Raw genomic sequence first — 14266 nt, 5'->3', positions numbered from 1 at the left:
GGTAAGTTAATGATTGTTTTAAAAATTAAAAAAAGAAGTTGTAGCGAAGTTCAGAAATTATTATCGAAGAAATTAATAATAAACCAAACAACACCGCATATCAATATTACTATGTAAATAAATGTTAAAATTTATTACGCTTTTTTTACCAATTTCTTATATTTGCTGTCATAAAACAATTACTCCTATGAAAAAAATACTATCGGTTTTTATCTTTCTCGTCTTTACCTTCTCAAATGCGCAGACCGAACTTGTTTTCGTGTTCTTTAAGGATAAACCGAACAAAGCAGCCTTCTATGCTAATCCGTCGATCGAACTTTCGCAAAAATCTTTAGACCGAAGAACAAGATTAGGAATTGCGCTGAATGATCAGGATGCGCCTGTCGAAGCTTCCTACATACAGAATGTGAGAGATCTCGGCTACGTGGTTACGGACTATTCAAAATGGCTGAACGGCGTCGCGGTAAATGCTACTGCGGCGCAGATTATGCAACTTCAAACGCTATCTTTTGTGCAGTCTGTGGAAAGTTTCATCAAACATCCGAACGGTGGAAAAAACGACGGTAAAAAGGTAAACAAGTTCGATGAATTTAATAACACCATCGGAAAAACAGATTTTAATTACGGCACGGGTCTGTCGCAAATTAATCAGATCAACCTTCGGCCCCTTCATATCGCTGGTTACACCGGAGCCGGCGTGACGATCGCCATTATCGATACGGGTTTTCCAACCGTGAACACAGGATCTGCGTACGCCCGAATCCGAAATAATGGCCAGATAAAAGGCGGCTATAATTTTATCAATAAAAACGCCGATATCTATTCTTATTCTCTGAATAATCACGGTTCGTACTGTTTGGGAACCATCGCAGGCTATGTAAATAATACTTTTGTCGGCTCGGCGCCTGATGCAGATTTCTATTTGTATGCGTCGGAAGATGCGGTAAATGAAATTCCCGAAGAACAATTATACTGGACGGAAGCTGCCGAAGAGGCCGACCGCAAAGGGGTCGACGTCATTACAACCTCGCTTGGATACTACGATTTTGATGACTCACGGTATAATTTACTGTATTCCGATATGAATGGCACCACTTCATTTATCGCAAGGGCGGCGCAGATTGCCGTCGAAAAAGGCATTTTTGTACTTGCGGCCGCCGGAAACGAAGCACAAAACTCCTGGCATTACATCATAACACCTGCAGATAACGAAAAAGTTTTTACGGTTGGCGCCGTGAATTCTTCCGGAGCGAGTTCTTCTTTTTCTTCGTACGGGCCGAATTCCGTGGGAATCATTAAGCCAGATGCCAGTGCGCGCGGAAGCTCCACTGCGATGGGTTACAACAACGGTGCAACAACCAACAGTGGAACATCCTTCGCGACACCGCTCGCGGCAGGTGGCGTGGCATGTTTGCTCCAGGCGATCCCGACAAAATCTTTAACCGAAGTTCGAAATCTGCTGCGCGAAAAATCGTCATTGTACCCGAACCATACGGATCCGATGGGTTACGGAATTTTAAATTTTGGCAATTCGCTCACAACAGCACAGTTAGCAACGGGCGAAAGCAGCACGAAATCTTCTCTTAAAATTTATCCAAATCCCGTGAAATCTACCTTTACTATTTCTACCGCCGAGAAAATACTTTCAGTCGATCTGTATGATGTTTTGGGCAGAAAAATTCAGGCGCTGACTAATGATAAAACTAATAATATTGATCGTGTTGCAAAAGGTGTTTATTTTATAAAAATAAAAACGGACAAAAACGAATTCATTGAGAAAATCCTGAAGCAGTAATGAATTAAACTAAATATTCCATCACAACAAGACCTTCACTTTTGAAAGTCTTTTTTATTGCAACACTATTAAATTAGAAAAAAATGAAAATATTTGCTTTTTAAAAAAGATAAAATTACTAAGCTTCAGATAGTGCAAAATTGAAGACATTGACAACGGCAAAATTATCGTTCGAACAAAAAGACTTTTCAGGAAATCCCCGCGGTAAACGATTCTTCGGCTGTTTATTAAGGAACATCAATCCTACGAAATTTTCACAGAATGTTTCTGTTCTTCCTGTGGAAGATTTTATCTGGGCACCGGTTGGTTTAAAACTAATTAAAACGTTTTAGGCAGAGTTCCGGCTTGCATTAATATTTCCAAAAAGCGAACGCATAACAAGTTTTTCATACGCGTCGCGGTTGCCTTCTTCTTTTTGAATTTTCATCAGCGCATATTGTTGAATGCTCAAAAGTGGTAGCACGATTTTCTCCCTTATTTTCACAGATTTTCTGGAAAGTGGTTCCTCTTCCATCAGCATTTTAAAGCCTGTTAATTCCAGCATTAATGCTTTCGACAATTCAAATTCTTCAAATAAAATCGTCCAAAACTCCCCAAATTTTTCGTTTTTTTTCATGTAATAGGTAAGCGGAAAATAGGATTTATTCATGCTCATCATGGAATTTAAAACCAAAGTTTTAAAGAAATCCGAACCTTTGTAAAGTGCGGCAACTTCTTCGAAACGACCGTCTTTTTTCAAAGAATTCAGCGCAAATCCAAAGCCGAAAAATCCGGGGACATTTTGCTTCAGCTGGCTCCAGGACCCGACAAAAGGGATGGCACGCAGATCTTCGAAGCGGATTTTGTTGCCAGCACCTCTCTTTGTCGGGCGGCTGCCGATATTCGTTTTGCCGTAATATTCCAGCGTGCTCATTTCCTGGAGATAGGGCACAAACATGGGATGCGCCTTTAGATCTGAATATTTAATAAAGCTGATGTCGGCAAGTTCTTCAATGAGTTTTCGCTCTTTCTCGCTTAAATCTTTTTTTGAATTTTTGAAAACGTCGTTCTCAATTCCGGCGGTAAGCAACTGTTCGAAATTATATTTCGCCTGATCTTTATTGCCAAAAACGCTCGTTATGGTTTGGCCCTGAATGGTAATTTCAATTTTATTATTCGCGATCGTTTTTCCCTGCGAAGCATAAAAATCGTGCGTTTTTCCGCCACCTCGCGCGGGTGGTCCGCCGCGGCCATCGAAGAAAACTACTTTTACGTCATAATCTTCCGACACTTTGGTGAGCTGTTCTTTGGTTTCGTAAATCTCCCAGTTGGCTTTCAGATAACCGCCATCTTTTGTGCCGTCGGAAAAACCAAGCATAATAGTTTGCTCTTTCCCACGCCGGTCCAGATGTTTTCGGTACACAGGAAGTTCATACAACCGCCGCATCACGTTCTCGCCCGCATTCAAACCTTCCATAGTTTCAAAAAGCGGAACGATATCCATGCGAATTTCTTCCTCTTTATAACCGCACAGGCGGAAAAGTGCAAAAACGTTCAGCACATCTTTAATATGGTCGGAGTTGGAAATAATATAGCGGCTCATCCCGCGTTCGCCATTTCTTTTCTGAATCTCTTTAATGTTGTGAATGTTCTCTAAGGTATCTTTTGTAATGCCGTCGAATTCTTCCGGCTTTAAAATAACATCCGTTTCTAACAGCCATTTCAATTTTTCTTCGGTTGAAAGATTTTCATTGGATAAACCAGATTTTTGCGAGATAATCTCATCGATGATTTCCTGATGAACGCGGCTGTCCTGGCGAACATCTAAGGTGGCAAAGTGCGTCCCGAAAATTTTTACACGGTCTTTGAAATCTTCCAGAAGATTCAGAAATAATCCGTTGTGATCCCGGGTGATGATGTTTTCCGCTTTGCTTAAATGTTCTAAAATTTGGTCGGAAGTAATCGTGTAATCTTCTTTAAATATGGAGTCGTAAAGCTGATGGCTTAAAGCTTCTAAAATTTCCGAAACACCGCGGAAACTCAATCTTCTTCTTAAATTTTTTAAATGCTCATAATACGATTTCAAAATAGAAAAATGCAGTTCGGCAGCCACTTTCTTCGTGATGTCGGCGGTAACGAAAGGATTTCCATCGCGGTCGCCGCCCGGCCAAAAACCCAGCTGAATCATATCCTGATTTGGCGTAAAAGATTTGTTTTCAAAAGAGGTCTTGAGTTTTTTATAGAGTTCGCCAATCGTATCGTAATAAACATAGCGCAAATAGAAAATAATGCTCATGGCTTCGTCCAGCGGCGTGGGTTTTTCTTTGTTGACGAACGGTGTTTTACCCAGCTGCTGCAAAAGCATATCAATTTCACTTACCGAATCTTTCATAATCGCCGACCGTAAATCGTGCAGAATCCGCTGCACCGCGTTCGGGTAAAACTGCGTGGGATGCGCGGTGAAGACGACTTTTATGGCAAAATCCTTCATTTTTTCTCTCGTCTTGTCTAAAAGATGTTCCTGCGAAGCTCTTTCGTGCAGCTGCAGTAAAGTGCCCGCATCGCTTTCGGAATGAAGTTCGGCAAACGCCGCATCTTCAATGCTGTCAAACAAAACCACCTGCCTTTCGATATACTGAATGATCTTAAAAAGAAGTTCCGTTTTCTGCTCCTCCGTTCTCAGTTCGGTGTGTTTTTGGAAAAAAGCTTCCATTATTTCTTCCGGGTTTTGACCTTTCTCATATCCCGTTTTGCTTTCTTCATATAAAAAAGGCAGGAGCATCCCAATATTACTCATTTTATCGTAGGGCAAACTCATAAAAAGGGAGTTGTAGATCTGGAATTTATTCTGCACCAGCTGGCGGAATTTTTCTGTTTTTTCTTCGTATCGCATGCAACAAATTTAGGCTTTTTAAAATTTCATCCCTCGCAATTTTGGTTAAAATTACGGGAGATTTCGCAGCAAAATTGTACCTTCATTGCATGAAATTGGTAAAAATCATATTCCTGCTCTTTTTTTCATTTTATTGGGGGCAAAATGGTTTTGAGATGACCCATCAAAAGAAAACCGTCATTCCTTTTCAGCTTATTAATAATTTAATTTTTATACCGCTGAATATTAATGGTGTGGATGTGACTTTTCTCCTGGATTCCGGCGTACGCGAAACAATTCTTTTCAGTTTAGATGATAAAGAAATTAACTTTAACGACGTGGCGAAAATTAAATTTTCGGGCCTGGGCGAAAATAAGAATATTGAAGGTTTGAGCTCCGACAACAACATCGTTAAAATTGGTAAAGATTTTACAGATCTGCAACATACGGTTTTTATAATTTTAGATGAAAGCATTAATTTTTCTTCCCATGTGGGCATTCCTGTAAATGGAATTATTGGCTATCAGTTTTTTAAAAATCACGCGGTACAAATTGATTATATATCAAAAAAAATAACGGTTTATAATGACGACGCGAGTGTTCAGAAACGGAAAAAAAGGTTTGAAGAATTCAGCATTTCCATTGAGAGCAGCAAACCTTACATCATGGCCGACGTTGAAATGACCAACCAGAAAGTTTCCTCAAAAATGCTGTTGGATCTCGGTAACAGCGACGCCGTTTGGCTCTTTCCTAAATTAATTAAAGATTTTGTTTATAACCGTCCGAATATCGAAGATTATTTGGGCCAGGGATTTAACGGTGATATTTTCGGCAAAAGAAGCCGGATTCACGGTCTTTATCTGGGAGACTATTCTTTTATAAAACCTTTAGCGGCGATGCCCGACGAATATTCTATTCAAAGTTTACGAATTGTGCCGGATCGGAAAGGTTCCATCGGAAGTGATATTTTGCGGCGGTTTACCATTATTTTCGATTATCCCGAAAATAAAATTTACCTAAAAAAAAACAAGCATTTCGACGATCCTTTTTTATTCAACAAAAGCGGTTTGGATATTCAGCACGATGGCATGACCTGGGAAAAGGATATCGTAAAAGTAGAAACGATTCGCAATGATAAAAACAGCGATACAAACGTCAATTTGGAATTAGCCAGCACTTTTAAATATAACTTTGTACTGAAACCCCAATATTCCGTCGCAGGTTGCCGAAAAGCATCACCTTGCGCAGCCTCCGGCATGATGAAGGGCGATCAGATAATCAGTATTAATAAACGAAAAGCGGGCGATCTTACACTGCAAAAAATTAACGACATGTTGCGCCAGGAGGACGGCACCCATCTTAATTTTGAAATCGAAAGAAATAAAGAAAAAATGACCTTACAGATCATATTAGTTGACCCTATTCCCTACCAAGATGCAAATTGAAGAAACCGTTTTAGACAGCATTCGGTCGCGACCGCGATTCAAAATTTTTACGGACATCAGTCGTGAAAAGTACAGCGATCTGCTTGTTAACTTTCTGAAAGCAAAATCTGCAGATTATTGCGGAAATGTAAACAACGAAGCTGCAACCATCACGGTGAAAACCGAGCATAATAATTTTTGGAAACCCTGCCTGGCGCTCATCACCAACATCGACGAAGAGGAGAAAAAGACGGTGATTCGCGGTGTCTTTGGTCCTACTTCTGCCGTGTGGACCTTCTTTATGTTCCTCTATTTTATTTTCGGAATCTTATGGATGGTTTTTATCACCATCTGGTTCGTCGAAAAACAGATTAAAAGCAACGATTTTCCCTGGGCGCTTTCAGCTTCATTTGTTACGCTTTTTTGCCTCGGCGCAACTTATGCCGCAGCACGGCTCGGGCAAATTAAGGCAAGAAAGGAAATGCAGCAACTCCGCGAATTTGCGGAGGAATCCATCAAAAGTTTTGAAAATGATTACGCGGCAGGTCGTCCCGCTTCGGATGCGGTGGCTAACTGAGTTTTCACTTCATCGGTTTTCTTTTGTTCTTCCAGAATTTTGGAAAGATCGGGTTTAATGATGCCGTTTAAATCATCAATCGAAATATCGTTAGCTTTCGGATCCTGAACAAGGTTTTTCCAGGGTTTTTTGCCGCCCCAATTATAATCGCCATAAACAATCACCGGTGTTCCGTTGGCTTTCACAGAGGCGCCGCCTTTATTTAACGTCCATTGATCTGCCCATTTGTAGAGAAATTTAGCATCATCTTCCAAAAGTCGTAAACACGAATGCGAGGCGGGAAAACCCGGTAAATCATACTGGTGCCACCCAATGCCCAAGGTATTGTGAATGTTGAAATTGTATGGCAGCTTCCAGTCGCTGTCTACGGTAGAAATGGCAAGTTCTTTCTTCCAGTTCGCAAACATTAATCCACGTTTTGTTTGTGCGTTTTTCTTTCCTAAACTCGTTGGGCCCCATTTTACAAGCTTTCCCTTTTCGTAAAGCGCGTAGGCCTGAATGGGATATGAAAACAAAACGATTTTATGAACCTCATCTAAAATATCAAGATGCGTGGGAAACGGCGAATACATCATTAATGTCGTATCTATTTTATCCGGAACCGCCAGGGTGTCTGCACGCCATTTATTTTTGGAATCCAGGCGGTTCAAGGCCAAAATGGTGTAGCGTTCTTCAGCGGAAAATTTATCGTTGAAAACCGCCATGGCCGAATCTTTCTTTTTCGCGGGAAATATAAATTCAGAATAGTTGATCTTTGGCTTCTGTGCTTCCGCTTGGGCAGAGTCTTTTTTCGCGGCCAATACAGAATCTTTTTTCGATGTACCGACATTTTCTCGTCTTGCGCCGGCATCTTTTTTACAGTGAATAATAATCGATAAAGAAAAGAAAGCAATTGATAAACTTAAAAAAGGAATTCTTTGATTCTGATGGCGCATGTTTGTTATATTTTGTCTTGCGTTTGCAAGAACGGTACCATTAACAAAGATAATCACTCTGTTCTGCATAAGACTCACCCAGGAAAAAAAGGATGAACTGCACATTTTCATTTATCCTCCGCCGATGAAAATACATTTTTGGAGGAGAATTTTGCAGTTTGGTAGAAAAAAGTATATTTTTAAATATTATTATCAAAAATTATGTGGGAAGCTTATCTGTCGGTGGTTTTGTTATTATTAATTCTTACCCTTTTGCCCAAGGTCCCAAGTACACACTGGGTTTTTCGGGTCGCCGATTTCGGTAAAATTCAATTTAATTATATAACGGTCGTCACATTTGCAGCAGGTTTTTTCCTTTATGACGCTGATTTCTGGTGGTACACGCAGGGACTTCTTCTGGCGATGATTATTTTTCATACTGCCACACTCATCAGATACACGCGCTATTATCCCGTTAAGAAGATTGTTCGGTCCGGCGAAAAAGCTTCGCAAATCATTAAAATCATCTCGGCGAACATTTATCAGTTCAACAAAAATTACGATCAATTTATTGAGCTGATCAGAAAACACGAACCGGATATTTTTTTAACGATGGAAAGCGATCATCGCTGGGAAAACGCGCTGCGTGTTTTAGAAAAAGAATATCCATATCAACACAAGGTTACGCTCGACAATACGTATGGGATGCATTTCTACTCAAAAACAAAAGTTACCAACGCAAAAACCCACTTTTTTGTCGCAGATGACATTCCGAGCATCGAAGTGGAACTGTTGACGAAGGACGGCTATAAATTCGTATTTTTTGGAATCCATCCGCCGCCGCCAAGCCCAACCGAAGAAGAAACCTCGAAAGAGCGAGACGGCGACCTGCTGAGCGTGGCAAAAAGAGTACAGGACCTCGCTCATCCTGTAATTGTAGTGGGGGATTTCAACAATGTGGCGTGGTCTAAATCATCGGTGCTGTTCCGAAAAACCAGTCATTTAATCGATCCACGCGTGGGCAATGCTTTTGTTTCTACTTTTCATGCGAAGTATCGCCTGTTGCGATTTCCAATTGATCTGATGTTTCACAGCGAAAATATTTTCATTGAAGAATTAAAAACGCTGGAGAATTTCGGGTCGGATCATCTTCCCGTTTACTGCGAATTTTTTATCGATCACCAAAATTCAGCGCAGGTAGAACGAACAGAGGAAGCCGATGCCGAAGAAAAAGCTGAAGCAGAAGAAATGATTACAGACGGACAAAAAGAAGTTTCCGACCGGGAAACGGTGGCAACGGAAGATTAATAAAGGGAAAATTTCATCAAAGTCCGGCCTATTTTTCCACCTCAACAAAACCGGGCGAGATCGCCTTTTTTTTCGCCGGCAAATTCATCAAAACAATGGCTAAGAGAATGAAGAGGATTCCCAACCACTGAATTAAAACCACTTTTTCGCCCAGTAAAATAAAGGCCATGGTAACCGAAACGGGCAGCTCCAGGGACGAAATAATGCTTCCCAAACCCAAACCTGTTCTCGGAAATCCGAGGTTAAACAACGTAGGCGGAATGATGGTTCCGAAGAGAGCCAGAATAAAACCGTACGTGTAAAGTATAGAAAAATCGAACGGTCTTATATGTTGCGTATTTTCCGTGAAATTCAGGTAAAAACTTTTTAAAGCCTCAAAATGCAAAGGCCCGATCTGCGCAAAAAATAAGAAGATAAACACGATTACGGCCCCGCCCGAAAGCATTACGAAACTTTTTCGCAACACGGGAATATGCGTTACCAAAGTGTTCGATGTAAACATGGTGGCGGTAAAAGATGCAGCGGCCATCAATCCCCAAAACAGTCCGCGCCAGTCCAGCTTCACCTCAAGATTGATGAGATTGGTAGCCAACAATGTTCCTACTAAAACGATGATTGTCGCAACTACTTTTCTGGCGTTCGGAAATTTCTTTGAGATCAAACTTTCGACCACCACACTGAACCAAACCGACTGCATTAATAAAACAATGGCGATGGAAACATTGATATACTGAACGCAGAGATAATAGAAAAGACTTGTACATCCCAAAGATGTTCCCGCGAGCATTAATATTTTGATCTCCTTTCCAGTGGGCGTTGCGAGTTCTTTTTTTGAAGTTTTGGTTTGGATCACATTTAATATGAGCAAACCCAGAAGTCCTAAAATAAATTGTGCCGTAGTGACCTCCGACGTGGTGTAGCCGTCTTTATAAGACAATTTTACAAACGTTGCCAACATTCCAAAAATACTTGCCCCGAGCGCAACGAAAATGACCCCTTTTATTATACTTTTCTTCTCCATTTTATTTTTCAGCCTGCAAACTTACGTTTTTATAAATTTCTACAGTAAAAACTGAATAAATTAATACGTACGATAATCGCTTTTTCGAGGGAGAGAATTTCTCCGGAACGAAAAACCGCAGTCTTTAGAAATCACAAAATAGAAAGGAACAATTTAGAAAAAACAGGAATTTTCAGTAAATTTTTATTCGTCGGTGCTGGTCTGGTCATCCATCTTCTTGTCGATGATTTTGCGGTGACGTTTGCGTCTTAAGATCCCAGATTGTCTGCTTTCGTGAAAATGCTGCTGCAACGTGTTCACGAAAAACAAAATAAGCAGAACACTTAAAATCATGTAAAAAACGTTGAATACTTTTCCCCACTCAGAATGTGGATATACTTCGGCATTGCCCGTGGTAACCATTATTGATACTGCGTAGTTGATACAATCGAGCCAACTCCAACCCTCGAGCAGACGATAGCCCAGAATACCGATAATTAAAACGGCCAAAGTGGTGATACTGAGATAGCGGTATCTTTTTTCTCTTAGAAAAGCGCGAAGTTCTGGTACAAGCATGGTATTTTATTAAGGCGGTAAAAGTACCATTTTTTAGGCTGAATTTTTCCTTTCAACCACAATGGGTTTAAGTTTTTAAAATCAACTTCTACAACTTTTATTGAATAAGGTTCATGTTCACATCAACTCACCTTTTATACAATTCCAGATATTTTTGCGCGGAATTTTCCCAGGAAAAATTGAAATTCATATTGGATTGCACGAGTTTCTCCATCAAACCAGGTTCATGATAAATATGCAGGGCGCGGTGCATTGCAGCTACGGTATCGTTTGCGGTGGCACTTCCGAAATTAATACCACTTCCGCCGGTAGAGATATCTTCTACCGTATCGCGCAAACCTCCGATGTAGCGCACGATAGGAACAGTTCCGTACCGCATGGCATACATTTGATTCAGTCCACACGGCTCCACTCGCGAAGGCATGAGGAGAAAATCTGAAGATGCATAAATTTTGTGGGACAAATGCTCTTTATACCCCAGATCCAAAGCGAAATTTGAAAAAGTGGAACTGAGTTCAGCCAAGTGGTTTTCGATGTATTTTTCGCCCGAGCCCAAAATTATAATATTTAGGGAACCGTTGGTTTCCTGAATGCTTTTGCGAACAATTTCGGGAAGTAAATCTGCCCCTTTCTCCCCGGCAAATCTGCCGATAAAACTGAATAAGGGCAGTTCGGGATTTAAGCCATACTCTTCACAGAGGGACTTTTTATTCTTCCGCTTTCCTTCGAAGGCATTTTCTTTCGTAAAATTAAAATCGAGAAAAGCATCGGTTTTGGGATCCCAAACTTCAGTATCGATGCCGTTAATAATTCCATAGGCTTTGGCGCCTTCCTGTTGCACAAGACTTTCCAAACCGCGGAAACTCTGAAAAAGCTCGTGCATATAACCATCTGAAACTGCGTTAAAGGCGTGACAGCATTTGATCATGGTTGCTAAAGGGTTGATGTAACCCGCCCAATCTAAAAGACCCCACTGCTCGCCATAAAACCACGGCATATAATTCGCCATATCCCAACGCATTTGTCCCTGATATTCGCCGTTGTGAATGGTACCAATCGTTTTTACGCCTTTTAAAAAATTAAATTCGGGACAGTTTTCGATCATAAAAGGAACCAAGCCCGTGTGATAATCGTGACAGTGCAAAATATCCGGACGAATTTGCATGGCGGAAAGCCAATGCAGAACGCCATGTTGAAAAGCCAGAAACTGCTGACTTTCGTCCCAGTATCCATAAGGGTTATCACGGTCCAGAAGCCCCGGAATTTTAACCAGATACAAATCAAATCCCAAAGACTGACTTTTTTCCTTCATCACCTGCACCTGGAACATATGCACACTTTGGTGAATCCGACCATCGAAAACAACCTCAAATTCGTGGTTGTGCACGAAGGGTTTATTATACCAAGGCATTATTACACTGGCTTCCACGCCTTCGATTTTATTCAGATATTTGGGTAATGCTCCCACTACATCGGCAAGTCCACCTACTTTTGCAACGGGGTAGCACTCCATGGAAAGGTTAAAGATCTTCATATAAAATTTTTCAGGGGTTCACATTCAAACAAAAACGGCAGCATTAGTATCGGGTGTTTAATTTATTACTTTTTTTCGGCGAATTTTTCTTCGGCAACTCTTTACCTTTCGATGCGGTCTTCGGTTTACTTTTCTCCAAAGGTTCTTGCACCAAATGTGATTTTTTATCTTTCGCTGTTGTGGCGTTTTTTTTCTGTCTTAAAACAACGCCCGCAAGTGGCGGCAATGTTAAAATTATGGCGTTGGCGCGGTACATCCACTCGTCATCTTCTTCATCCACAATATTTGCTTTTACGCCGCTTCCGCCGTATTTTTCGTCGTCCGAATTTAAAATTACTTCCCAGTTCGTGCCTTCATTTACACCAATTTTATAATCGAAAACTCGTGGAGTAAGATTCAGGACCGTCATTGTAACATCGTTTTCCTTTGTTCCTTTCCGCAAATAAATAAAGATCGAATTGTTATCGTCGTTGGCCTCTACCCATTCGAACCCGGCTGGTTTGAACTGGTTTTCGTAGAGGGAAGTTTCGGTGGTGTACAACTTGTTCAGATCTTTCACAAACTTCTGTAAACCTTTATGGATTGAATGCTCCAGCAAATGCCAATCGAGGCTTTGTGTAAAATTCCATTCGGCGGTTTGCCCAAATTCATCACCCATAAAAAGAAGTTTCGCGCCCGGATGCGTAAACATGTACGTGTACAACGCCCGCAGATTGGCAAACTTTTGCCATTCGTCGCCAAACATTTTATAAATTAAACTTGCTTTTCCGTGTACCACCTCATCGTGGGAAAGCGGCATCATGTAATTTTCATTAAACACGTACATAGAGGAGAACGTGATCTTGTTGTGCAGATATTTTCGGCTGATCGGATCCTCCTTGAAATACTTTAAAGTATCGTGCATCCAACCCATCATCCACTTCATGCCAAAGCCGATCCCACCGTCGTGCACCGGTTTGGTAAGCATAGGAAAGTCGGAACTTTCTTCCGCGATCGTGATGATATCGGGAAACTCTTTGTAAACAGCGGTGTTAAATTCCTGCAGAAAAAGTTTTGCTTCCAAATTCACATTTCCACCTTCGATATTGGGTTCCCACTCGCCCTCGTTTCTGGAATAATCCAGATGCAGCATGGACGTCACGGCATCTACGCGTAAACCGTCGGCATGATACCGGTCGAGCCAAAACATAGCGTTCGAAATTAGAAAAGATTTCACTTCGGGCCTGCCATAATTAAAAATATAGGATTTCCAGTCGGGATGAAAACCTTTTCGCGGATCTTCATGTTCATAAAGAAAAGTACCGTCGAAAAAGTGCAGACCATTGGCATCACCGGGAAAATGAGAGGGCACCCAATCGAGAATCACACCGATATTATTCCGGTGAAGCTCATCAATCAAAAACATTAAATCTTGTGGCGACCCAAAGCGGGAGGTTGCAGCAAAAAATCCGGTGACCTGGTAACCCCAACTCGGATCGTAAGGATATTCCATCACGGGCATCAATTCGACATGCGTGAAATTCATTTCCTTTAGATAAGGCACAAGTCTTTCGGCAATTTCGCGGTAACTGAAAAATTTTTCGGGATGATCGACGCCACGCATCCAGGAAGCTAAATGCATTTCGTATACCGAAATTGGTGCGGCGAGATTGTTTTTTTTCCAGCGGTTTGCCATCCAGTTTTCGTCGTCCCATTCGTACCAGGTTGTTGAAATTACGGAGCTTGCCTGCACGTTTTGTTCCCAACTCAGCGCAAAGGGATCTCCTTTTTCCAGCAAGATATTTTTGTTCGTACGGATTGCGTATTTGTAAATTGTTCCCCAGTCCAGGTTCGGAATAAAACCTTCCCAAATGCCGGAGCTGTCCCAGCGCGGAAAGAGTGAATGCGTTTCAGAGTGCCAATTGTTAAAATCGCCAATTACCGAGACGTTTTTTGCGAAAGGTGCCCAAACGGCGAAATAGGTACCTTTCTGTCCGTTGAGTTCAGTGGTGTGCGCGCCAAATTTATCGTAAAGTTTATAATGTTTTCCTTCTTTGAAAAGATAAATGTCGTGGTCGGTAAACAGCGAGTGCGGAAGAACATTTTCCATATTGAGAGGATTTTCAGGAGCTAAATTGTGGAATGTTTTCTACATTACCATTATGTACTTCAAATATATTTAAAATAAAAAGAAAAAACTGCCGATTTCTTATGAATGATGAAATTCTTCGCGCCAAAAAATTTAAAATTTGTGTTTTTATTTCGGTTTTCTCTCCCGTCTTACGCTAAATGCGTATGAATTAATTTG

The 14266-nt window shown here is 41.1% G+C and carries 10 protein-coding genes; 4 read left to right on the top strand and 6 right to left on the bottom strand.

All coding sequences use genetic code 11. The features are described from left to right. The first annotated feature begins 187 nt into the window (after nt 1-187). Complete coding sequence (locus L0B70_RS09695; RefSeq protein WP_235141599.1) at nt 188-1795, top strand: S8 family peptidase; 1608 nt, start codon at nt 188-190, stop codon at nt 1793-1795. Nucleotides 1796-2123: 328 nt separating this feature from the next. Here the strand turns inward: L0B70_RS09695 and L0B70_RS09690 are convergent, their stop codons facing one another. Further along, on the bottom strand, nt 2124-4667 hold the full coding sequence (locus L0B70_RS09690; protein WP_235141598.1) for a phosphoenolpyruvate carboxylase: 2544 nt from the start codon (nt 4665-4667) through the stop codon (nt 2124-2126). 155 nt (nt 4668-4822) lie between these two features. Between L0B70_RS09690 and L0B70_RS09685 the strand changes: the two genes are divergently transcribed. Continuing rightward, nucleotides 4823-6091, top strand: a complete 1269-nt coding sequence (locus L0B70_RS09685) for an aspartyl protease family protein (RefSeq protein WP_235141597.1) — start codon at nt 4823-4825, stop codon at nt 6089-6091. Continuing rightward, nucleotides 6081-6647, top strand: a complete 567-nt coding sequence (locus L0B70_RS09680) for a hypothetical protein (RefSeq protein ID WP_235141596.1) — start codon at nt 6081-6083, stop codon at nt 6645-6647. Before L0B70_RS09685 ends, L0B70_RS09680 begins: the two co-directional genes overlap by 11 nt. On the opposite strand, the gene L0B70_RS09675 is transcribed toward L0B70_RS09680, so the two are convergent. Then, complete coding sequence (locus L0B70_RS09675; RefSeq protein WP_235141595.1) at nt 6605-7582, bottom strand: L,D-transpeptidase; 978 nt, start codon at nt 7580-7582, stop codon at nt 6605-6607. The genes L0B70_RS09680 and L0B70_RS09675 overlap by 43 nt on opposite strands. A gap of 201 nt (nt 7583-7783) precedes the next feature. Between L0B70_RS09675 and L0B70_RS09670 the strand changes: the two genes are divergently transcribed. Next, nucleotides 7784-8869, top strand: coding sequence for an endonuclease/exonuclease/phosphatase family protein (locus L0B70_RS09670; protein ID WP_235141594.1), 1086 nt, complete (start codon nt 7784-7786; stop codon nt 8867-8869). 28 nt (nt 8870-8897) lie between these two features. On the opposite strand, the gene L0B70_RS09665 is transcribed toward L0B70_RS09670, so the two are convergent. From L0B70_RS09665 to glgB, 4 genes are all read right to left on the bottom strand, one after another. Continuing rightward, complete coding sequence (locus L0B70_RS09665; RefSeq protein WP_235141593.1) at nt 8898-9890, bottom strand: DMT family transporter; 993 nt, start codon at nt 9888-9890, stop codon at nt 8898-8900. 183 nt (nt 9891-10073) lie between these two features. Then, nucleotides 10074-10445 carry a potassium channel family protein gene (locus L0B70_RS09660; protein WP_235141592.1) on the bottom strand — a complete coding sequence of 124 codons (372 nt, stop codon included), beginning with the start codon at nt 10443-10445 and terminating at the stop codon, nt 10074-10076. A gap of 127 nt (nt 10446-10572) precedes the next feature. Next, entirely contained in the window at nt 10573-11979 is a 1407-nt protein-coding gene (locus tag L0B70_RS09655; RefSeq protein ID WP_235141591.1) for a glycogen synthase, read from the bottom strand. Nucleotides 11980-12022: 43 nt separating this feature from the next. Further along, nucleotides 12023-14068, bottom strand: coding sequence for a 1,4-alpha-glucan branching protein GlgB (gene glgB, locus L0B70_RS09650; RefSeq protein ID WP_235141590.1), 2046 nt, complete (start codon nt 14066-14068; stop codon nt 12023-12025). Between the last annotated feature and the right edge of the window lie 198 nt (nt 14069-14266).

This window comes from Kaistella sp. 97-N-M2, from assembly GCF_021513235.1.
Taxonomy (GTDB): Bacteria; Bacteroidota; Bacteroidia; order Flavobacteriales; family Weeksellaceae; genus Kaistella.
Note: the sequence above shows the minus strand (reverse complement) of the source record. Positions and strands in the feature narration are given on the sequence as shown.